Raw genomic sequence first — 21327 nt, forward strand, 5'->3', positions numbered from 1 at the left:
CGAACAGCCCCCTCTCCCTTCAGGGAGAGGGTTGGGGAGAGGGCGTTACCGCGCACTCCCGGGTTCGGTTCAGCTAATCAATCCGGCAGCGGCTCAATCCAGCAGCGAGATGGCGGTGGGTGCGTCGACCCCCTTGAGCGCCAGCTCTTCGAACTCGTTGACCGCGTTGATCTCGGTACCCATGGAGATGTTGGTGACGCGCTCCAGGATGACCTCGACCACCACCGGTACACGGTGCTGTTGCATCAGCTCGCGAGCCTGGGCGAAGGCGGCGCCGATCTGGTTCGGGTCGAATACGCGGATCGCCTTGCAACCCAGGCCTTCCACCACCGCGACGTGGTCCACGCCGTAGCCGTTGAGCTCCGGTGCGTTGACGTTGTCGAAGGCCAGCTGCACGCAGTAGTCGATCTCGAAGCCACGCTGTGCCTGACGGATCAGACCCAGGTACGAGTTGTTCACCAGTACGTGGATGTACGGCAGGTTGAACTGCGCACCGGCGGCCAGTTCTTCGATCATGAACTGGAAGTCATAGTCGCCCGACAGCGCCACGACCTGGCGGCTCGGGTCGGCCTTGACCACGCCCAGGGCTGCGGGAATGGTCCAGCCCAGCGGGCCGGCCTGGCCGCAGTTGATCCAGTGGCGCGGCTTGTAGACGTGCAGGAACTGCGCGCCGGCGATCTGCGACAGGCCGATGGTGCTGACGTAGCAGGTGTCCTTGCCGAAGAACTCGTTCATCTCTTCGTAGACGCGCTGCGGCTTGACCGGCACGTTGTCGAAGTGGGTCTTGCGCTGCAGGGTGCGCTTGCGCTCGCGGCAGGATTCGACCCAGGCGCTGCGGTCCTTCAGCTTGCCGGCGGCTTTCCACTCGCGGGCTACTTCGAGGAACACATCCAGGGCGGAACCGGCGTCGGAAACGATGCCCAGGTCCGGGGTGAATACGCGACCGATCTGGGTCGGTTCGATGTCCACGTGGACGAACTTGCGGCCTGCGGTGTAGACGTCGACCGAGCCGGTGTGACGGTTGGCCCAGCGATTGCCGATGCCGAACACCATGTCCGATTCCAGCACGGTGGCGTTGCCATAGCGGTGCGAGGTCTGCAGGCCGCACATGCCGGCCATCAGCGGGTGATCGTCGGGGATGGTGCCCCAGCCCATCAGGGTCGGGACCACCGGTACGCCGGTCAGCTCGGCGAATTCCACCAGCTTGTCGGAAGCGTCGGCGTTGATGATGCCGCCGCCGGCGCAGATCAGCGGACGCTCGGCGTCATTGAGCAGGGCCAGGGCCTTTTCGGCCTGGGCGCGGGTGGCCTTGGGCTTGTTCACCGGCAGCGGCTCGTAGGCGTCGATGTCGAACTCGATCTCGGCCATCTGCACGTCGAACGGCAGGTCGATCAGCACCGGGCCGGGGCGGCCGCTGCGCATTTCGAAGAAGGCCTTCTGGAAGGCGTAGGGCACCTGGCCAGGTTCCAGCACGGTGGTCGCCCACTTGGTGACCGGCTTGACGATGCTGGTGATGTCCACGGCCTGGAAGTCTTCCTTGTGCATGCGCGCACGGGGAGCCTGGCCGGTGATGCAGAGAATCGGGATGGAGTCGGCGGACGCCGAGTACAGGCCGGTGACCATGTCGGTGCCGGCAGGGCCGGAGGTGCCGATGCACACGCCGATGTTGCCGGCATTCGTGCGGGTGTAGCCCTCGGCCATGTGCGAGGCGCCTTCCACGTGGCGGGCCAGGACGTGATCGATGCCACCGAGCTTCTTCATGGCCGCATACATGGGGTTGATGGCGGCGCCCGGTACGCCGAAGGCGGTATCCACGCCTTCGCGACGCATGACGAGTACGGCAGCCTCGATTGCTCTCATTCTGGCCATATTTTGTTCCTCGGTTCTTATACTGATTGTGTACAAAAGTTGAGGCGATTCTAGCCAGGCTGTTCGACGAAGGTCAAGACGGGTTGTATACGAGGGACTGAGCGGTCATTTTTTCTCTCGGGCCTTCTATCTCGAGGCTTCCGATGAAAACCTGAACACTGGGTCAAACTGTCGTTTGAAAAAATGTATACAAAAACAGCGATGAATTGTCCTTTTAAGTTGCTTTGGATGAGGCCTTCGGCTACTAGATTGCGTACAGATTTCGGATGCGCGTGTGCGCAGCATTTACCTGTGCGCATGGCGTGGCCCCGGCTTATCAACCTTGACCGTTTTACCAACTTGAAGAGGAAAACCTCATGAGCACCCTGAATCTGGAAACTGCACTGGACATCACCCGTCATGCGCTGGTTGCCAGCCGCGAGCTGTCCGCCGCGCCGCTGACCATCGCCGTGCTGGATGCCGGTGGGCACCTGCTGAGCCTGCAGCGCGAGGATGGCGCGAGCATGCTTCGTCCGCAGATCGCCATCGGCAAGGCATGGGGGGCGGTGGCGCTGGGCAAGTCGTCGCGCGTACTGGCGGCCGATGCTCAGCAGCGTCCGTCGTTCATCGCCGCAGTGAACACCCTGGCGCAAGGCAACGTAGTGCCTGCACCGGGCGGCGTGCTGATCCGCAATTCGGCCAATGAAGTGATTGGTGCCATCGGCATCAGTGGCGACGCTTCGGACATCGACGAGCAATGCGCGATCCGCGGAGTGCAGGCGCTGGGTCTGGTGGCAGACGCGGGCTGATCGAAGAAGGGAAGGGCGCGCCGTTCATCGTACGTCGGGCGCCACCTGTAGGGGCGGGCCATGCCCGCGATCGCGCAGGGCTCGCTCCGACAATCGAGCGGCCGGATCAGATCGACAGCGGCCGCAACCGCCCCTGCGGCTTGGGCTCGGCGCCATTGTCGGGCGCGGTGCCGCGCAGCACCAGGCGGGTGATCGTCTCGGTGGCCGCCTCGAAATCCGCATCGCTGAGGCTGGTCTTGCCGGTGACCATGGAGATCTGCCAGTCGAAATCGGCGTAGGTCTGGGTCGCTGCCCAGATGGTGAACAGCAGGTGATGCGGGTCCACCGGCGCCAGCAGACCACGGTCGATCCAGCTCTGCAGGCAGGCGATGTTGCGCTGGGCCTGGGCGTTCAACTCGTCCAGATATTCCTTGGGCAGGTGCGGCGCACCGTGCATCAGCTCGCTGGCGAACACCTTGGATGCGTGCGGCAGCTCCTGGGAAATCCTCACCTTGGAACGGATGTAGGCGCGCAGCGCCTCGCTCGGCTCGTCGTCTTCACGGAACGGCGCGGAGGCCTGCAGCAGCGGCTCCACCACGCTTTCCAGTACACAGCGGTAGAGGTTTTCCTTGGACTGGAAGTAGTAGTAGACGTTGGGCTTGGGCAGCCCGGCGCGAGCGGCGATGTCGCTGGTCTTGGTCGCCGCGAAGCCCTTCTCGGCGAATTCCTCGCTGGCGGCGCGAAGGATGAGGCGACGGTTACGCTCGCGGATGCTGGTCATTGGCTGGTCTTCTTTCTTTTATTGCTGTTGTCACAGAACAGGGCCGGGCATGGTAGCACCGGGCTCTGGAGCCCCTCAACTCGGGGCCTGTCGCGGTACTGGTGTGCAATTTCCTGACTCACGGGTCGGTTTTATGTGTACAGCGACGACGTTCTAGGGTATTTCTAGCGCACTTTCGTTCGGCACCTGCCATCCGGAACTCCCCACTGCCCATGTCCGATTCCCAGCTGGTCGATCCTTTCGGTCGACGCATCACCTACCTGCGCCTCTCGGTCACTGACCGCTGCGACTTCCGCTGCACCTACTGCATGAGCGAAGACATGCAGTTTCTGCCGCGCGACCAGGTATTGAGCCTGGAAGAGCTCGAAGCCGTCGCCGACGCCTTCATCGACCTGGGTGTCAAGCGCATCCGCATCACCGGCGGCGAGCCGCTGGTACGCAAGGGCCTGACCGGTCTGCTGGCTCGACTGGGCGCACGCCCGGAGCTGGACGATCTCTCCATCACCACCAACGGCTCGCAGTTGCGCGAGCGCGCGGTCGAGCTGCGGGCGGCCGGTGTGCGCCGCCTGAATATCAGCCTGGATTCGCTGCGCCGCGAACGCTTCGCCGCCTTCACCCGCTCCGACAAGCTGGTGCAGGTGCTCGACGGCATCGACGCCGCCCGCGAGGCCGGTTTCGAGCGCATCAAGCTCAATGCCGTGGTTCAGAAGGGCCGCAACGACGACGAAGTCTGCGATCTGGTGGCCTTCGCCCTGGAGAAGGGCATCGACATCAGCTTCATCGAGGAGATGCCGCTGGGCAGCGTCAGCAGCCACGAGCGCAAGCAGACCCTGTGCAGCAGCGACGAGGTCCGCGCACAACTCGCCGAACGCTGGCAGCTGCTGCCGACGCCCGAGCGCAGCGGTGGCCCGTCGCGCTACTACCGTATCGACGGCTACACCAGCCGCATCGGTTTCATCTCCCCGCACAGCCATAACTTCTGTGGCGACTGCAACCGGGTGCGGGTGACCGCCGAAGGCAAGCTGGTGCTGTGCCTTGGCCACGAAGGCGCGCTCGATCTGCGCCAACTGCTACGCGAGCACCCCGGTGACAGCGCGCGGCTGCGCGGCGCACTGATGCAGGCGCTGCAGCTCAAGCCCGAACGCCACCATTTCGAAGCCGACCAGCAGGTGCAGGTACTGCGCTTCATGAGCATGACCGGCGGCTGAGCCCGTCACGACGGGTATCCGGCCCGCCGGCTAGAACAAAAACAACAGGTAACAAGGAGAGTCGTTTGAAGCTCAAGGCATTCTGCTGCGCGCTCGCCAGCATTTTTTCCACCGGTGCGCTGGCGCAAACCTATGTGGTCGGCGTCGAGAACCTCGCCTTCGCCCCGCACTACAGCACCGATGCGCAGGGCAACTACCAGGGCTTCGCCCGCGAGGTGCTGGATCTCTTTGCCAGCACCAGCGGCATCACCCTGGAGTATCGCCCGCTGCCGGTGGACGCGCTGCTGCCGGCGCTGCTCGCCGGCGAAGTCGACCTCAAGTACCCGGACAATCCCAACTGGGCACCCGAGCAGAAGGCCGGGAAAACGCTGCGCTACAGCCAGCCGGTGGCCGAGTACGTCGACGGCGTGCTGGTGGCACCGGAGCGGCTGGGGCAGGGCGTCGGCGTCTTGAAGACGTTGGCGCTGGTGGATGGCTGGACACCGCGCGGCTACGAGCAGCAGGTGCAGGCCGGGCGGATCGCCCTCGCGCCCAGCGCCGACCTCAAGCAGATGATCCACTCTGCGCTGAAGAAGCAGGCCGATGGCGCCTACTTCAACGTGGTGGTCGCCACCTTCTACCTGGACAACATCCGTGCGAAACCGGGAGCGCTGGTGTTCGATCCTTCACTACCGCACACGCGTAGCGCCTTCCACCTGTCCACGGTGAAACAGGGCGAGTTGATCGAGCGCTTCGACCGCTTCCTCATCGATCACGCGAAGGATGTAGCTGCGCTCAAGGCCAAGTACGGTGTCGAGGCGAGCCTGGACTCCGAGCATCTGGGCGTGGAGCAGTGGAAAGTGGATTTCCTCGAGCGCCAGAAAGCCAAACAGAAGTCGCCCTGAGCCGCCGGATTCCCTAGAATCGCCGCTGCCGTTTGCGCGTCAGCCGTAGGGAGGATGAAGTGCGCCGCGCTTTGTTCATCTGCAGCCGCAACCGCCTGCGCAGCCCCACCGCCGAAGCCGTCTTCGCCAGTTGGCCGGAAGTCGAGACCGACTCCGCCGGGCTGGCGCCGGACGCGGAAGTCCCGCTGAGCGCCGAGCAACTAGAGTGGGCCGACCTGGTCTTCGTCATGGAGCGCCGACATCGGGCGGCCCTGCTGCGCCGCTTCCCCGCGGCGATGCGCGGCAAGCGCCTGGTGTGCCTGGATATCCCCGACGACTTCGACTATCTCCAGCCCGAGCTGGTGTTCCTGCTGGAGCGCAAGGTCGCGCCGCACCTGCGGCAGGAGCGGGCGTGAGCGCGATCCGAATTTCCCTGCATGAGGGCGCGCTGGTCTGCCCGGGTTTCCGCGTCCAGGTCCAGCCCGAACCCTCACTGGTCATCGACGGCGACCTGCTCTGGGCGCTGGAGCAGCCGCTGTGGAGTCCGCTCGCCGTCGCAATCGATGAGCGCGACGGTGACCTGTGGATCACGCCGTTGCCGCTGGCGCAGCAGGCCGGTTTCGACCCGCAACGGGTGATCGGCTGGCGCGACGAGCCGGTTCGCATTGAACAGCCCGAAGGCGTCGAGGATGCCGAGGCTGCCATCCACTGGTGGCGCGGAGGCACGGTCGAGGATGTGCGCGGCCGCATCAGCCATTATCCCTGGGGACGCCTGTTGCAGTTCGAGGGGCCGGGCATTACGGCTGAGCACATACTGTTTCCCCGCGGGTGCAACTGCATTTACCTGGGCCACCTGGATGCCGACTGGCGCCAATTACGCTTCGAACTCTTTTCCTGACTCGGTATCACACTAGATGGCGGCCCCCTGTGGTTGCCGCCAACGTGGCGGGAGGGTGGCGGTCGGTTGTTTCTCGTTCGAGCGGCCAGCACCTCCGGCTGAGTGCATGCAGTCCATGATGAGGTAACCCAGAATGACCCTAACAAGACGGGTAAAAAGCCTTGCAGCTGTCCTGGTGTTTGCACAGTTGGGTGTGGTTGCGGAAGTCCCGTTGGCTCAGGCCGCCATGGTGGGTACGGGCGAAGTGCTGCAGGCGCAGCAGCAACAGGTCGACCGCGAACAACTGTTGAAGATGCTCGACGACCAGGGCGTGCAGAAGAAGCTGCAGTCCATGGGCGTCGAGCGCAGCAAGGTCGAGCAGCGCATCAAGAGCCTGTCCAACGAAGAGCTGGCACAGTTCAACCAGCAACTGGATGAGGCACCGGCCGGCGGCATCATCGGCATCATCCTGCTGTTCCTGCTGATCTTCGTGATCACCGACATGCTCTGCATCACCCATATCTTCACCTTCGTCCGGTGTCAGCGTTGAGGCGCTGGGCCATGGCCGTCGCGTTCGCGGCGGCCGTGGCGCTCGGCGGCTGTGCGCAGTCGCCGACGTTGCCTGCGAGCGTTGATGCGCTGCCGGAGCGGGTGGAGCTGAGCGATGTGCAGTTCTTCCCTCAGCAGGATTTCCAGTGTGGCCCGGCCGCACTGGCCACCATGCTCAACCAGCGCGGCGTGCGGGTGACACCGCGGGCGCTGAAGGATCGGGTATTCATCCCCGGACGCGAGGGCAGCCTGCAGGTTGAGTTGGTGGCGGCGGCGCGGGAGAAAGGCATGCTGGTCTATCCGCTCAAGCCGCGTCTGGAGAGCATCCTCAGCGAGGTGGCGGCGGGCAATCCGGTGCTGATCCTGCAGAACCAGGGGTTGGACTGGCTGCCGGTCTGGCATTTCGCGGTGGTGGTCGGTTTCGATCGCAACCGCCACGAACTCATACTGCGTTCGGGCATCACCGAGCGTCTGGTAGTCGACTTCACCGCCTTCGACGTGACCTGGAAACGCAGCCGGCGCTGGGCAGTGCTGACCGTCCCGGCGGATCGCCTGCCGGCCACGGCGGAGCGCACGGCCTGGTTGAAGGCTGCCCATGATCTGGAGGAGACCGGCCAGCCGGCATTGGCGGAGCAGGCTTATCGCACCGCGACCCGTGCCTGGCCACAGGAGCCGCTCGGTTGGTTCGCCTTGGCCAATGCGCGTTATGGCGAAGGCCACCTGAGCGAGGCCGAAGAGGCGTTGCGCCATAGCGTCGGCGCTAATCCGGCGTTTGCCGCGGGCTGGTTCAATCTCGCCAACGTGCTGGGTGAGCGCGGCTGCCCACGACAGGCCGACTCCGCAGCGAATTGCGCTCGGCAGTTGGCACCGGGCGATGCACGGTTCTCGCAGAAAATCGGCGTTTCTGTGGCAGTGGACGCGCATTGCCAGGCCTTGCCAGTTTGCCCGGCAAACTGACGTTCGCAGGTTTCCTGAACCGAAGCGGGGGATGCACAGCCTAACGCTGCAATGCCCCCAGCGAGGTGCCTTGCATGGCGACGGAAAAACAATCGGCACGCGGCGCAGCCCAGTCGCGCGCAAGTGCCGTCACTGATCAGGCGAAGACTCGCCGCAAGGCCGCCTCTGGTGGTCAGGCGCGGAAATCGAAGGCGGAAAGCGACACGGCGGACGACCTCTCCGCTGAGGAGCGCCGCAAGGTCGAAAAGAGTCAGCCGCCACGGCCGTTGGTGCTGCACGAAGTCATTCGCCTGCAAGGCAACCATGAGCTGGACCGCACCCTGGCGGCGCTCTGGTGGTCGGCGTTGGCGGCCGGGCTGACCATTGGCCTGTCCCTGATGGCCATGGGACTGTTCCGTGCGCGCCTGCCGGAACACGACATGGCGGTGATCACTACCAGCCTCGGCTATCCGGTCGGCTTCCTGGCGATCATTCTCGCGCGCCAGCAACTGTTCACCGAGAACACCCTGACAGCAGTACTGCCGGTGATGAGCGAGCCGACGCTGGAGAAGTTCGGCCAGTTGCTCCGGCTGTGGTCGGTGGTGCTGCTGGGCAATGTGGTCGGCGCGCTACTGTTCGCCTACGGCATGCTGCACCTGCCGATCTTCGATACCAAGGCCGACCAGGCCTTCCTCGAGATTGGCCGCGAGGTGATGGGGAACGACCACGGGCAGATGTTCTCCAAGGGCATCGTCTCGGGCTGGATGATCGCCACCATGGTCTGGCTGGTACCGGCGGCCGAGAACGCCAAGGTCTGGATCATCTTCCTGGTCACCTACCTGATGGCGCTGGGCAGCTTCAGCCACATTGTGGTGGGCACCTGCGAAGTGGGGTACCTGATGTTCGCCGGGGAGGTCCCGGTGTCGGGGTACATTGTCGACTTCGCCCTGCCGACGCTGGCGGGGAATATCGTAGGCGGCAGCCTGATCTTTGCGCTGATGAGCCACGCCCAGGTCCGCAGCGACAGCTCGTCGCCGCCGGAGAAGATGCCGGAAAAGAAAACGGCGCCCTGAGGCGCCGTTGTTCGTGCGATGTGAAACGGGGCGTCAGATGCCCAGCTTGTCGCGCATGGTGTAGTACCAGGCACCGATCGCGGAGAACGGAACCTGGAACATGCGGCCGCCCGGGAAGGGGTAGTGCGGCAGGGTGGCGAAGGCGTCGAAACGCTCGGCCTGGCCGCGCAGCACCTCGGCCAGCAACTTGCCCGCCAGATGGGTGTAGGTCACACCGTGGCCGGAGCAGCCCTGGGAGTAGTAGATGTTGTCGCCGATGCGGCCAACCTGCGGCAGGCGCGAGAGGGTCAGGAGGAAGTTGCCGGTCCAGGCGAAGTCGATCTTCACGTTCTTCAGCTGCGGGAACACCTTGAGCATCTTCGGACGGATGATTGCCTCGATGTTCGACGGATCGCGCGCACCGTAGACCACGCCGCCGCCGAAGATCAGGCGGTTGTCGCCGGTCAGGCGGTAGTAGTCGAGCAGGTAGTTGCAGTCCTCGACGCAGTAGTCGGTCGGCAGCAGCGATTTAGCCAGGTCGGCGCTCAGCGGCTCGGTGGTGATCACCTGGGTGCCGCATGGCATGGACTTGGAAGCCAGCTCCGGCACCAGGCCGCCGAGGTAGGCGTTACCGGCTACCACGATGAACTTGGCCTTCACGCGGCCTTTCGGGGTGTGCACGACCGGGTTGGCGCCACGGTCGATCTTCACGGCAGGGGACTGCTCGTGGATCACGCCGCCCAGCGATTCCACGGCCGCGGCTTCGCCCAGGGCGAGGTTCAGCGGGTGGATGTGGCCGCCGCTCATGTCGAGCATGCCGCCGACATAGCTGTCGGTGCCGACGACTTCACGGATACGCTTGGCGTCCATCAGTTCCAGCTGGGTGTGGCCGAAGCGTTCCCACAGCTTTTTCTGCGATTCCAGGTGACCCATCTGTTTGGCGCTGAGGGCCGCGAACACGCCGCCGTCCTTCAGGTCGCACTGGATGTTGTACTTGGCGATACGCTCGCGGATGATGCGGCCGCCTTCGAAGGCCATGTCGCCCAGCAATTTCGCCTGCTTGGCACCCACGCTGCGCTCGATGACGTCGATGTCGCGACTATAGCTGTTGACGATCTGGCCGCCGTTACGGCCCGACGCGCCGAAGCCAACCTTGGCGGCTTCCAGCACGGTGACCTTGAAACCGTTTTCCATCAGGAACAGGGCGGTCGACAGGCCGGTATAGCCTGCGCCGATCACGCAGACATCGGTTTCCACCTCGCCCTGCAGTTCAGGACGGGCCGGGACCGGGTTGGCCGAAGCTGCATAATAGGAGGAGGGGTAGGAAGTGTGCGGCATAATGCACCTGTGTTTGTTATTTTTTACGAGATGTGCGGATGCTACCTGAGTCGAATCTGGCCGGCTAGTGCCCGTGCAAAATAATTTACGGACGGTCGAACATAAAAAAATTCACTTTTTCAGTGGCTTAGCGAAAAAAGTGCTTGACCGTGAAAAACGATCGCGTAGAATGCGCCCCACACGACAGGCACATAGCTCAGTTGGTTAGAGCACCACCTTGACATGGTGGGGGTCGTTGGTTCGAGTCCAATTGTGCCTACCAAACATAATCGCTTAGGCGATTTCAGAAAGGGCGATCCGCAAGGGTCGCCCTTTTTGTTTGTCTCTATTTTTTCCAAACACTCTGCAGAGTGTCGGTATTGGCTCGTCTCGCGGCTTTGGCGCGTTGGATCAGCTGCGGCTTGCGATGTTCCAGCTGTCTCAGCCGCGAGGGTGTCGCTCACATGTATAATTCGCGCCCTGCTCCATTCTTCAACCAGGACGCGATGATGAACAGTGTGAGCCGCAGGATCGATCAGTTGCGGCGGAAAATCCCTGGCTTTGAGTGCAAGCCTGGATGCCACGACTGCTGCGGGCCGGTTACTGCGTCTTCGGTAGAGTTGGCCAGGCTGCCTGCGAAGAGTGAGGCTGAGCATGACGCGGCCTTGGCGGAGTGGAGTTGTGTCCATCTGGGGCCGAATGGATGTGAGGCCTACGAGCAGCGGCCGCTTATCTGCAGGTTGTTCGGGACGACGCCCAGCATGCCGTGCCCGGAAGGGAGAGGGCCGGAGACTCCTGCTGATGAGTCAGTGGTGCGCCAGGTTCATCAATTGATCGCGAGCACACGGCAAGTCCTGGTTTAGGGCGGCAGAAGTGAAAAAAGGCCGCGGTGCGGGGTATTTGATGGCTTCGAGGTTCGCCATTGGGCTCAATGTACTCGCTCTCCCTGCGCTTGGGGATGCGTCCTCGCGTTGGCTCGGACGGTGATGCCGCGGGCGTGCCTGCAGCGTTTGCTGTGGGTGATGTCGCGCTGCGGCTGCTCGAGCTTCTCTAGTTCATCGCATTCCTGCGTTCGCTATAGGCTTCGTATTGCCGGCATTTCTGTTCCGCATTGGCGAATGCCTGGTCGGGCGATTGATCTCCGTGGTAACCGAATCGCACGAAGTACCTGACGATTACCTGAGTGTCTGCATCGAGCTTGGCGCTGCCGTCGTGAAGGGCTGATATCGCTTGCTGTTCAGTCTTGCCTTCGTCACGGTAGAGCGCGCCGGCACGTGCGAACAGGCCGACGCCCGTGCAGAAGTCAGACGCCTGAGCACCGGTGCCCAGCGCTGTGAGCAGGAGTAACGCTGTGAGTTTCTTCATGCGACCTCACTAAGCCTGCGATTGTGTGCTGATTAAGAGTATGGGGCCTGTCTTGTGCTTCTGCCCGGTTTGTCGTCAATGAACGCTGACGGGGGGTGGAGTGATGGAAAGGCTGTCCTGCCTGCTATGGTATTCCCTGAAATCTTGATCGGAGAGGGTAATGGGTGGTCTGCGGTTTGCAGTGTTGATCGGCGCCCTGCTGGTTCCCCTGTCGGCATCTGCTGAAATGCAGGTGATCTGGCCTCTGGGGTGGGAGGTTTCGCGCTCGCCGGCGGATGCGGCTGTCGATGCGCCGGTGGTTCGTCAGCGTGGTGTGCGCATGGCGGAAGATGGCTCCCAGGACCTGGTGATGGAGGTCACTCGCAGTCGGCTCGGCTCTACTGCCAAGGTCAGCGTCGAGAATGTCATCGTCGAGATGCGCAAGGCGCTGCAAAAGGACTTCATGCGCCAGGGGTTCCAGGCGGCGTGTAGCAAGCCGCTGGATGCGAAGCTGGGCGGGTTGAGTGGTCTGGAGGTTCATTGTGGCATCAGCCAGAACGGCACCGAGGTGCTCAAGCAGACTGTTCAGGTTGCGCTGGGCGATGAAGCGGCCTACTCGCTGACCTATGCAGCTCCGTCCCAGCGCTACGCGGCGCTGGCGGGGGAGATCGAGTCGGTGAAGGCGGGTATCACGCTGCGCTGAGTGTGTCCTTCCTATACATAGGACGGCAGAAATGCAAAAGCCCCGTTTGGACGGGGCTTTTTTCGTTTTCAGGCTCAGGCAGCGATGGTGGCTTGCACTCGCTGGATCACCGCGCTCAGCGGCGCCTCGCCCTGGTATTGCTGGGGGTAGAGACGTTCGGTGTGCTTGGCGATGCCATGCTCGTTCACCAGGGTGAAGCTGAAGCCGTGCTTGCGCTTGGCCTGGATGACGCAGTTCAGAGGGGCGAAGGCCGCCGAGAGGGTGCGAATCGCCTCCTGGATTTGCAGGGAGGTTTTCATTGTCTTGTCTTTCCAAATAGGTAACGGTCCTATGACCGTCGAAATCGTCAAAAGCTCCGGGTGCGATCTGAGAATGCAGAAAACGTATGACCGGAATATGGCAGCGATAGGAAACTTGAGGGTCTGTTCGCGTCAGGCTGCGATGTTGGGTGAAAGCAGTGGGTCTGACGTGGGGCGCGGATCTTCGGGCAAATGTTCCTGGCGCGGTTGGCGTGCTCTGGAATCGATGCGGAGGATGCGCTGGCCGTGGCCCTGTAGTGCCCAGCTTCTGCCCTGGATCAGGTAGGGAGTGCTGGGAGGGGCGACCTTGGGTTTGGTGTTCGCTGTCGGCTAGTATAAGGATTTCTTCTAACGATGGCTAGTTTTTATACAGCCGTCTGTCAGGAGGTGTCGAGCGAGGGGAAGTTCCGCGGAGCGGGAGCGCTCCGCGGAAGATTGGGGTTACTGCAGCCAGGACTCGACGGTGTCACCACCGTATTGCTGCTTCCAGGCTTTGAGGGTCTTGTGGTTGCCGCCCTTGGTCTCGATGGTCTCGCCGTTGTGCGGGTTCTTGTAGACCTTCAGCTGGCGGGTGCGGCGCGGTTGTTGCGCGGTTGCCGGCTCGGCTGAGGTCTGCGGGTCGAGAATTTCGATGACGTTGCGCAGATTCATGTCGTACTGGTCCATCAAGGCCTGCAATTGATCCTTGAACTCCAGTTCTTTCTTCAGTCCGCCATCGCTCTTGAGTTTCTCAAGCAGGGCGAGTTGTTCCTGGAGTTTGCGCTCGGCTTCGCGGAATTCCGCAAGTTTGGACATCTGGGTGCTCCCGTATTCAGGGTGATTAGTACGGCGCGATTCTGTGTTCTAGTGATTGTTCGCGTCAACCGAATATATGAATTGTTGCGATTGGGAGAGCACACATTAAATGTTAAGGGTAGAAGAGAGGTTGGTGGGTTAATTGATTGATGAGGGATAATGCGCGGGCTAAAGGGTGTCGCGGGATTTTTTGGCGATCACTAGCCCCTGCAAAATATGTGTGCTTTATTGTGGTGCGTCGCGTGCGAGTGCTGGATGAATAACGAGATAGTGCAATACCGGGTCAATGACTATGAACTAACGTGCCAGGTTGCCGGGCGGGGCGAGTCCTTGCTGCTGGTGCATGGTTCGCTCTGTGACTATCGCTACTGGCAGGGGCAGATCGAGGCATTGTCTGCCCGTTATCGCGTGATAGTGCCCAGTCTGCGCCACTACTACCCTGAGCAGTGGGATGGCGAGGGGCTGGGTTTCACGACGGACCAGCATGTTGATGATCTGCTGGCGTTGCTCGATCAGGTGCCCGCTCCCGCCCATCTGCTGGGTCATTCGCGGGGCGGCAATATCTGTCTGCGAGTCGCTCTCGCGGCTCCGCAAAAACTACGTTCTTTGACACTCGCTGATCCTGGCGGAGACTTTGCCGATGACGTGTTTACTGAGGTAAGTATCGAATCGCCAGTATCTCCCAGCGAGCGTAATCAGTTTCGCCAACAGGCTCTGGTGATGATTCGCGCCGGGGAGGTGGAGGAGGGACTGCAACTTTTTGTCGATACTGTCAGTGGGGCGGGAGTCTGGTCTCGGTCCTCCCGGCAGTTCCGTGACATGGCGATGGCCAACGCCATGACATTAGTCGGGCAGGTGGCTGATCGTCCTGCGCCTATTAATCATGCGCAGATCTCACAATTGCGTTTGCCGGTATTGCTGATTGGTGGAGCCAAGAGTCCGGAGCCGTTTCCTCGAATCATTCAGGCGATGCGGTTATCTCTTGCCGATGCGCGGTCGGTAACGATTCCCGGGGCGTCCCATGGCATGAATGTGATCCGTCCGGCGTCCTTCAATCGCGCTGTCCTGGAATTTGTCGAGCGGCACTGAGTCAGGTCAGGTCTACTGCTCGTCAGTTTCGCCAACTTGCAGTAACATCCACGGCCCTGCTCGCTATCGTTTGTGGGCAGGTTTTCGATTTCTTCCAGTGATCTACGTCCGCGCGCGAATGCGCAGGGTGCCGACAAGGCGCCTGCCACTGTGAGGCAGGCTTACCCGGCGGGCGACGCTTACTGGCACATCCCAACCCATGTGGCCTTTCGTAGGGGTCACCACTAGGAGAGGAGGCGCCATGCCCATCATTACTCTTCCCGACGGTAGTCAGCGTTCCTTCGATCATCCGGTCAGTGTGACCGAGGTGGCGCAATCCATTGGCGCGGGCCTGGCGAAAGCCACCCTGGCCGGCAAGGTCAACGGCCGTCTGGTCGATGCCTGCGACATCATCGACAGCGACGCCACCCTGCAGATCATTACTCCGAAGGATGAGGACGGGCTGGAAATCATTCGCCACTCCTGCGCTCACCTGGTGGGGCATGCGGTCAAGCAACTGTACCCGACTGCCAAAATGGTCATTGGGCCGGTGATCGATGAGGGCTTCTATTACGACATCGCCTTCGAGCGCCCCTTCACACCGGAAGACATGGCTGCCATCGAAAAGCGCATGGCTGAGCTGATCGAGAAAGACTACGACGTCATCAAGAGGATGACCCCGCGTGCCGAAGTCATCGAGACCTTCAAGGCTCGTGGTGAGGAGTACAAGCTGCGCCTCATCGACGACATGCCGGACGAGAAGGCCATGGGCCTGTACTTCCATGAGGAGTACGTGGACATGTGTCGTGGTCCGCATGTGCCCAACACCCGTTTCCTGAAAGCCTTCAAGCTGACCAAGATTTCCGGCGCCTACTGGCGCGGTGACTCGAAGAACGAGCAGTTGCAGCGTGTCTACGGCACCGCCTGGGCAGACAAAAAGCAACTGGCTGCTTATGTCCAGCGTATCGAGGAGGCCGAGAAGCGCGACCACCGTCGCATCGGCAAGCAACTCGACCTCTTCCACCTCCAGGAAGAAGCGCCGGGCATGGTCTTCTGGCACCCGAATGGCTGGACCGTCTACCAGGTGCTTGAGCAGTACATGCGCAAGGTGCAGCGCGACCACGGCTACGTGGAAGTTCGCACCCCGCAGGTCGTCGATCGTATCCTTTGGGAGCGCTCCGGCCACTGGACCAACTACGCCGAAAACATGTTCACCACGTCGTCGGAAAGCCGCGATTTCGCAGTTAAACCGATGAACTGCCCGTGCCATGTGCAGATCTTCAACCAGGGCCTGAAGTCCTACCGTGACCTGCCGCTGCGCCTTGCCGAGTTCGGCGCCTGCCACCGTAACGAGCCGTCCGGCGCGCTGCACGGCATCATGCGCGTGCGTGGCTTCACCCAGGATGACGCCCACATCTTCTGCACCGAAGAGCAGGTGAAGAAGGAAGCGGCCGATTTCATCAAGCTGACCCTGCAGGTCTATTCGGACTTCGGTTTCACCGACGTCTCGATGAAACTGTCCACTCGACCGGCCAAGCGCGTCGGTTCCGAGGAGTTGTGGGACCGCGCTGAAAGTGCGCTGGCCGACGCGCTGAACGAATCCGGTCTGGAGTGGGAATACCAGCCGGGCGAGGGCGCCTTCTATGGTCCGAAGATCGAGTTCACCCTGAAGGATTGCCTGGGTCGTAATTGGCAGTGCGGCACCCTGCAGTACGACCCGAACCTGCCGGAGCGCCTGGATGCCAGCTATATCGCCGAAGATAACAGCCGTACCCGTCCGGTCATGCTGCACCGCGCGATCCTCGGCTCCTTCGAGCGCTTCATCGGCATGCTGATCGAACACTACGCTGGCCAGTTCCCGGCCTGGCTCGCTCCGACCCAGGCCGTGGTGATGAATATCACTGACAAGCAGGGCGAATGGGCTGAGGAAGTGGTGCGTCAGCTCGAGCAAAGCGGATTCCGTGCCAAGTCTGACTTGAGAAACGAGAAAATTGGCTTTAAAATCCGCGAGCATACTTTGCTCAAGGTTCCCTATCTGTTGGTTATCGGTGATAGGGAAGTTGAATCGCAGGCCGTCGCCGTACGTACGCGCGAAGGGGCTGACCTCGGCTCGATGCCGGTCGCCCAGTTCGCTGAGCTGCTCGCTCAGGCGGTTTCCCGGCGTGGTCGCCAAGACTCGGAGTAATCATTATTAAGCGTGAAATGAGACAGGATAAGCGGGCTCTCCCGAAACCGCCGATCAACGAGAACATCACCGCCCGTGAGGTTCGTCTGATTGGTGCTGACGGTCAGCAGATTGGCGTGGTCTCCCTCGACGAGGCCCTCCGTCAAGCCGACGAGGCCAAGCTGGACCTGGTGGAAATTTCTGCTGATGCGGTGCCCCCTGTCTGCCGCATCATGGACTACGGCAAGCACCTCTTCGAGAAGAAGAAGCAAGCCGCTGCTGCGAAGAAGAACCAGCACCAGCAACAGATCAAAGAAATCAAGTTTCGTCCAGGGACGGAAGAAGGGGATTACCAGGTAAAACTACGCAACCTGGTACGTTTCCTTAATGAAGGGGACAAGGCCAAGGTATCGCTTCGATTCCGTGGTCGTGAGATGGCCCACCAGGAGCTGGGCATGGAGCTGCTCAAGCGAGTCGAAAACGACCTCGCCGAGATTGGCACCGTGGAACAGCATCCCAAGCTGGAAGGACGCCAGCTGATGATGGTCATCGCTCCCAAGAAGCGTAAATAACCTCCCGGGCACTGGCAGGCCTGATGGTTATCAGTTGTTAACGAATGCGGAGTACTAAACATGCCAAAGATGAAAACCAAGAGTGGCGCCAAAAAGCGCTTCAAAGTGACTGCTGGTGGCATCAAGCACAAGCACGCTTTCAAGAGCCACATCCTGACCAAAATGACCACCAAGCGTAAGCGTCAGCTGCGCGGCACTTCGATGCTCGCTGCTTCCGATGTTCGCCGTGTAGCACGCTCCCTGCGTCTGCGTTGATTTCTGGTAGAGGATAGATAAATGGCTCGTGTTAAGCGTGGCGTGATTGCCCGTCGTCGTCACAAAAAGATTCTGAAGCTCGCAAAAGGCTACTACGGCGCGCGTTCGCGCGTGTTCCGCGTTGCCAAGCAGGCGGTCATCAAGGCTGGCCAATACGCCTACCGTGACCGTCGTCAGCGCAAGCGTCAGTTCCGCGCCCTGTGGATCGCCCGTATCAACGCTGGTGCTCGTCAGAACGGTCTGTCCTACAGCCGTCTGATCGCTGGCCTGAAAAAGGCGGCCATCGAGATCGACCGTAAGGTCCTGGCCGATCTGGCTGTGAACGAAAAAGCGGCGTTTACCGCGATTGTCGAGAAAGCGAAGGCCAGCCTGGCTTAAGCCCCACGACAGTTACCGGATTTCGGTCCGGACGTAACGTCACCGATAGGGGAAGAGCCTTACCGCTCTTCCCCTATTTTGTATCTGGAGTTGGTACATGGAAAACCTGGACGCGCTGGTTTCGCAGGCCCTGGACGCCGTGCGAAACACCGAAGACGTCAACGCCCTGGAGCAGATCCGGGTTCACTACCTCGGCAAGAAAGGCGAGCTGACCCAGGTCATGAAGACCCTGGGCGACCTGCCGGCCGAAGAGCGCCCGAAAGTCGGCGCGCTGATCAACGTCGCCAAAGAGCAGGTTCAGGATGTGCTGAACGCCCGCAAGGCCGAGCTGGAGGGCGCTGCCCTCGCCGCCAAGCTGGCAGTCGAGCGTATCGACGTGACCTTGCCGGGCCGTGGCCAGTCCTCCGGCGGCCTGCATCCGGTCACCCGCACCAAGGAACGCATCGAGCAGTGCTTCACCCGCATCGGCTATGAAGTGGCCGAGGGGCCGGAGGTCGAAGATGACTACCACAACTTCGAAGCGCTCAACATTCCGGGCCACCACCCGGCTCGTGCCATGCACGACACCTTCTACTTCAATGCGAACATGCTGCTGCGCACCCATACCTCGCCGGTACAGGTCCGCACCATGGAGAGCCAGAAACCGCCGATTCGCATTGTCTGCCCGGGCCGCGTCTATCGCTGCGACTCCGACCTTACCCACTCGCCGATGTTCCACCAGGTAGAAGGTCTGCTGGTCGATGAAGATGTCAGCTTCGCCGACCTCAAGGGTACCATCGAAGAATTCCTCCGCGCCTTCTTCGAGAAGGAATTCTCCGTCCGCTTCCGTCCTTCCTTTTTCCCCTTCACCGAGCCTTCGGCGGAAGTCGACATCCAGTGCGTGCTCTGCAGCGGCAAGGGTTGCCGCGTTTGCAAGCAAACCGGCTGGCTGGAAGTCATGGGTTGCGGCATGGTCCACCCCGACGTGCTGCGCATGTCCGGCATCGACCCGGAGAAGTACCAGGGCTTCGCCTTCGGCATGGGTATCGAGCGTCTCGCCATGCTGCGTTATGGCGTGAACGACTTGCGCCTGTTCTTCGACAACGATTTGCGGTTCCTCGGCCAGTTCCGCTAGCCCGCACGACCGTCAACGCATTCAGGAGAGCAGGATGAAATTCAGTGAACAGTGGCTGCGGAGCTGGGTAAACCCGCAGGTATCCCGTGACGAGCTGGTGGCTCGTCTTTCCATGGCGGGCCTTGAGGTCGACGCTGTGATCCCGGTTGCCGGCCAGTTCAGCGGCGTCGTCGTGGGCGAAGTGCTGTCGACCGAGCAGCACCCGGACGCCGACAAGCTGCGCGTCTGCCAGGTCAGCAACGGTTCGGAGACCCTCCAGGTCGTCTGCGGCGCGCCCAATGTGCGTCCGGGCCTGAAGGTCCCCTTCGCCATGATCGGCGCCGAACTTCCGGGCGAATTCAAGATCAAGAAAGCCAAGCTGCGCGGCGTTGAGTCCAATGGGATGCTCTGCTCGGCCAAAGAGCTGGACATCAGCGAAGAGAACGCCGGCCTGATGGAGCTTGCCGCGGATGCGCCCGTGGGCGCCAACGTCCGCGACTACCTTGAGCTGGACGACGCCTCCATCGAGATCGGCCTGACCCCGAACCGCGGCGACTGCCTGTCCCTGACCGGTCTCGCCCGTGAAGTCGGCGCGCTGTACGGCGCCGAGGTCAAGCCGGTGGTGATTAGTGCCGTTGCTCCGCAGATCGACGAAGTACGCACTGTGGAGCTGCTGGCTCCCAAGGCCTGCCCGCGCTACCTCGGTCGCGTCGTCCGTAACGTCGATCTGAGCAAGCCGACTCCCCTGTGGATGGTCGAGCGCCTGCGCCGTTCCGACATCCGCAGCATCGACGCTGCTGTCGACATCACCAACTACGTGATGATCGAACTGGGCCAGCCGATGCATGCTTTCGACCTCGATGAAATCAAGGGTGGCGTACGCGTGCGCATGGCCGAGGAGGGCGAGAAGCTCGTCCTGCTGGACGGCCAGGAGGTCGCCCTGCGTGCCGACACCCTGGTGATCGCCGACCACGAGCGTGCCCTGGCTATCGCTGGTGTGATGGGGGGCGAGCACAGCGGCGTCAGCGCCAAGACCCGCGACCTGTTCCTCGAAAGCGCCTTCTTCGACAATATCGCCGTTGCCGGTAAGGCTCGTTCCTATGGCTTGCACACCGATGCCTCGCACCGCTTCGAGCGCGGCGTGGACTCGCAACTGGCCCGTCGCGCCATGGAGCGCGCCACCGAGCTACTGCTGCAGATCGTTGGTGGCGAAGCCGGCCCGATCATCGAGCAAGTCAGCGAAGCGGACTTGCCGAAGGTCGCGCCGGTTACCCTGCGTGCCGAGCGTGTCACCCAGATGCTGGGCATGACCCTGGAAAACGCCGAGATTGAGCGGCTGCTCACTGCCCTGGAATTCGACGTCCAGAAGGCTGGTGCCGAAGCCTGGACCGTGGGCGTACCGAGTCATCGCTTCGACGTCACTATCGAAGTCGATCTGATCGAAGAGCTGGGCCGTCTCTACGGCTACAACCGTCTGCCGGTTCGCTATCCTCAGGCCCGCCTGGCGCCAAACACCAAGTCCGAGTCCCAGGCGGAACTACCGGCGCTACGCCGACTGCTGGTCGCTCGTGACTACCAGGAAGCCATCACCTACAGCTTCATCGATCCCAAGTTGTTCCAGCTGTTCCATCCCGGCGTCGAGCCGCTGATGCTGGCTAACCCGATCTCCGCCGACATGGCCGCCATGCGCGCCTCGCTCTGGCCGGGGCTGGTGAAATCGCTGCAGTACAACCTCAACCGTCAGCAAACCCGCGTTCGCCTGTTCGAAAGCGGTCTGCGCTTCGTGGGTCAACTGGAAGGGCTGGTGCAGGAGAACATGCTCGCCGGTGTCGTCTGCGGTGCTCGTCAGCCGGAAGGCTGGGCCAATGGCCCCGAGAATGTCGACTTCTTCGACGTGAAAGCAGACGTCGAAGCGCTGCTGGGTAACGCCGGCGCCATCGATGCTTTCACTTTCTCCCCGGCAGAGCATCCGGCGCTGCACCCGGGGCAGACCGCCAAGATCGAGCGAGACGGCGTGCTGGTCGGCTACCTGGGAGCCCTGCACCCGGAGCTGGCCAAGGCGCTGGACCTGGATCGACCGGTCTATGTCTTTGAGCTGCTACTGTCGGAAGTCGCCAAGGGCCGTCTGCCGAAATTCAGCGAACTGTCGCGCTTCCCCGAGGTGCGCCGTGACTTGGCGTTGATCGTCGATCTGGATACTCCGGCCGAATTCGTCCTGGCAAATATCCGAGAAACGGCGGGCGAATGGCTCACGGATCTCAGGTTGTTTGACGTCTACCACGGTAAAGGCATTGATCCGCTTAGAAAAAGCTTGGCCGTTGGCTTGACCTGGCAGCATCCATCACGCACTCTTAACGATGACGAGGTGAACGCGACTACGCAGAATATCGTCGCCTCGCTGGAACAAAGGTTCAACGCCACGTTAAGGAAGTAGCGT

At 61.8% G+C, this 21327-nt stretch carries 23 protein-coding genes and 1 tRNA gene; 18 read left to right on the top strand and 6 right to left on the bottom strand.

Features of this window, described 5'->3' with window-relative positions; translation table 11 throughout:
- Positions 1–93: 93 nt before the first annotated feature.
- On the bottom strand, positions 94–1869 hold the full coding sequence (gene gcl, locus AC1ZV1_RS09995; RefSeq protein WP_484296569.1) for a glyoxylate carboligase: 1776 nt from the start codon (positions 1867–1869) through the stop codon (positions 94–96).
- Positions 1870–2225: 356 nt separating this feature from the next.
- Between gcl and AC1ZV1_RS10000 the strand changes: the two genes are divergently transcribed.
- A complete protein-coding gene (locus AC1ZV1_RS10000; RefSeq protein ID WP_484296570.1) occupies positions 2226–2657 on the top strand; it encodes a GlcG/HbpS family heme-binding protein in 432 nt (143 codons plus the stop codon).
- Positions 2658–2763: 106 nt separating this feature from the next.
- Here the strand turns inward: AC1ZV1_RS10000 and AC1ZV1_RS10005 are convergent, their stop codons facing one another.
- Positions 2764–3417 carry a TetR/AcrR family transcriptional regulator gene (locus tag AC1ZV1_RS10005; RefSeq protein ID WP_259753982.1) on the bottom strand — a complete coding sequence of 218 codons (654 nt, stop codon included), beginning with the start codon at positions 3415–3417 and terminating at the stop codon, positions 2764–2766.
- 212 nt (positions 3418–3629) lie between these two features.
- Between AC1ZV1_RS10005 and moaA the strand changes: the two genes are divergently transcribed.
- The 7 genes from moaA (at position 3630) to AC1ZV1_RS10040 (ending at position 8923) form a co-directional block, all read left to right on the top strand.
- A complete protein-coding gene (gene moaA, locus AC1ZV1_RS10010; protein WP_484296571.1) occupies positions 3630–4625 on the top strand; it encodes a GTP 3',8-cyclase MoaA in 996 nt (331 codons plus the stop codon).
- 65 nt (positions 4626–4690) lie between these two features.
- Positions 4691–5509, top strand: coding sequence for a substrate-binding periplasmic protein (locus AC1ZV1_RS10015; protein WP_484296572.1), 819 nt, complete (start codon positions 4691–4693; stop codon positions 5507–5509).
- 59 nt (positions 5510–5568) lie between these two features.
- Positions 5569–5904 (top strand): low molecular weight protein tyrosine phosphatase family protein, encoded by a 336-nt coding sequence (locus tag AC1ZV1_RS10020; RefSeq protein ID WP_484296573.1) that lies wholly within the window; start codon positions 5569–5571, stop codon positions 5902–5904.
- The gene (locus AC1ZV1_RS10025) at positions 5901–6386 is read left to right on the top strand and encodes a hypothetical protein (protein ID WP_484296574.1); all 486 of its coding nucleotides are present in this window, start codon (positions 5901–5903) and stop codon (positions 6384–6386) included. Before AC1ZV1_RS10020 ends, AC1ZV1_RS10025 begins: the two co-directional genes overlap by 4 nt.
- Before the next feature lie 133 nt (positions 6387–6519).
- On the top strand, positions 6520–6915 hold the full coding sequence (locus AC1ZV1_RS10030) for a PA2779 family protein (protein ID WP_484296575.1): 396 nt from the start codon (positions 6520–6522) through the stop codon (positions 6913–6915).
- A gap of 11 nt (positions 6916–6926) precedes the next feature.
- Entirely contained in the window at positions 6927–7871 is a 945-nt protein-coding gene (locus AC1ZV1_RS10035) for a PA2778 family cysteine peptidase (RefSeq protein WP_484296576.1), read from the top strand.
- A 74-nt stretch (positions 7872–7945) separates the two neighbouring features.
- Positions 7946–8923 carry a formate/nitrite transporter family protein gene (locus AC1ZV1_RS10040; RefSeq protein ID WP_484296577.1) on the top strand — a complete coding sequence of 326 codons (978 nt, stop codon included), beginning with the start codon at positions 7946–7948 and terminating at the stop codon, positions 8921–8923.
- Positions 8924–8956: 33 nt separating this feature from the next.
- Here AC1ZV1_RS10040 and AC1ZV1_RS10045 read toward each other — a convergent pair whose 3' ends face one another.
- Positions 8957–10240, bottom strand: a complete 1284-nt coding sequence (locus AC1ZV1_RS10045; protein WP_484296578.1) for an NAD(P)/FAD-dependent oxidoreductase — start codon at positions 10238–10240, stop codon at positions 8957–8959.
- A gap of 185 nt (positions 10241–10425) precedes the next feature.
- Here AC1ZV1_RS10045 and AC1ZV1_RS10050 point away from each other — a divergent pair.
- A tRNA-Val gene (locus tag AC1ZV1_RS10050) sits at positions 10426–10502 on the top strand.
- Positions 10503–10728: 226 nt separating this feature from the next.
- Positions 10729–11082 (top strand): YkgJ family cysteine cluster protein, encoded by a 354-nt coding sequence (locus tag AC1ZV1_RS10055; RefSeq protein WP_484296579.1) that lies wholly within the window; start codon positions 10729–10731, stop codon positions 11080–11082.
- Between the two features lie 187 nt (positions 11083–11269).
- Here the strand turns inward: AC1ZV1_RS10055 and AC1ZV1_RS10060 are convergent, their stop codons facing one another.
- A complete protein-coding gene (locus tag AC1ZV1_RS10060) occupies positions 11270–11584 on the bottom strand; it encodes a hypothetical protein (protein ID WP_484296580.1) in 315 nt (104 codons plus the stop codon).
- 181 nt (positions 11585–11765) lie between these two features.
- Here AC1ZV1_RS10060 and AC1ZV1_RS10065 point away from each other — a divergent pair, with 181 nt between their 5' ends.
- A complete protein-coding gene (locus AC1ZV1_RS10065; protein ID WP_484297538.1) occupies positions 11766–12266 on the top strand; it encodes a DUF4946 domain-containing protein in 501 nt (166 codons plus the stop codon).
- A 74-nt stretch (positions 12267–12340) separates the two neighbouring features.
- Here the strand turns inward: AC1ZV1_RS10065 and AC1ZV1_RS10070 are convergent, their stop codons facing one another.
- Together AC1ZV1_RS10070 and AC1ZV1_RS10075 are read right to left on the bottom strand one after the other, a co-directional pair.
- Positions 12341–12565, bottom strand: a complete 225-nt coding sequence (locus tag AC1ZV1_RS10070; protein WP_045217792.1) for a hypothetical protein — start codon at positions 12563–12565, stop codon at positions 12341–12343.
- 441 nt (positions 12566–13006) lie between these two features.
- The gene (locus AC1ZV1_RS10075; protein ID WP_484296581.1) at positions 13007–13360 is read right to left on the bottom strand and encodes a histone-like nucleoid-structuring protein, MvaT/MvaU family; all 354 of its coding nucleotides are present in this window, start codon (positions 13358–13360) and stop codon (positions 13007–13009) included.
- A 255-nt stretch (positions 13361–13615) separates the two neighbouring features.
- Here AC1ZV1_RS10075 and AC1ZV1_RS10080 point away from each other — a divergent pair, with 255 nt between their 5' ends.
- From AC1ZV1_RS10080 to pheT, 7 genes are all read left to right on the top strand, one after another.
- Positions 13616–14449, top strand: a complete 834-nt coding sequence (locus tag AC1ZV1_RS10080) for an alpha/beta fold hydrolase (RefSeq protein WP_484296582.1) — start codon at positions 13616–13618, stop codon at positions 14447–14449.
- Positions 14450–14690: 241 nt separating this feature from the next.
- On the top strand, positions 14691–16613 hold the full coding sequence (thrS, locus tag AC1ZV1_RS10085; RefSeq protein ID WP_484296583.1) for a threonine--tRNA ligase: 1923 nt from the start codon (positions 14691–14693) through the stop codon (positions 16611–16613).
- Positions 16613–17164 carry a translation initiation factor IF-3 gene (infC, locus tag AC1ZV1_RS10090; protein ID WP_178119621.1) on the top strand — a complete coding sequence of 184 codons (552 nt, stop codon included), beginning with the start codon at positions 16613–16615 and terminating at the stop codon, positions 17162–17164. Before thrS ends, infC begins: the two co-directional genes overlap by 1 nt.
- A gap of 60 nt (positions 17165–17224) precedes the next feature.
- Positions 17225–17419 carry a 50S ribosomal protein L35 gene (gene rpmI, locus AC1ZV1_RS10095; RefSeq protein WP_017516491.1) on the top strand — a complete coding sequence of 65 codons (195 nt, stop codon included), beginning with the start codon at positions 17225–17227 and terminating at the stop codon, positions 17417–17419.
- A gap of 21 nt (positions 17420–17440) precedes the next feature.
- The gene (gene rplT, locus AC1ZV1_RS10100; protein ID WP_003099086.1) at positions 17441–17797 is read left to right on the top strand and encodes a 50S ribosomal protein L20; all 357 of its coding nucleotides are present in this window, start codon (positions 17441–17443) and stop codon (positions 17795–17797) included.
- A gap of 97 nt (positions 17798–17894) precedes the next feature.
- Positions 17895–18911, top strand: coding sequence for a phenylalanine--tRNA ligase subunit alpha (gene pheS / locus AC1ZV1_RS10105; RefSeq protein ID WP_484296584.1), 1017 nt, complete (start codon positions 17895–17897; stop codon positions 18909–18911).
- Between the two features lie 34 nt (positions 18912–18945).
- Positions 18946–21324 (top strand): phenylalanine--tRNA ligase subunit beta, encoded by a 2379-nt coding sequence (pheT, locus tag AC1ZV1_RS10110; protein ID WP_484296585.1) that lies wholly within the window; start codon positions 18946–18948, stop codon positions 21322–21324.
- Positions 21325–21327 lie beyond the last annotated feature (3 nt).

The sequence above is a fragment of the Pseudomonas sp. BB438 genome (assembly GCF_057180225.1).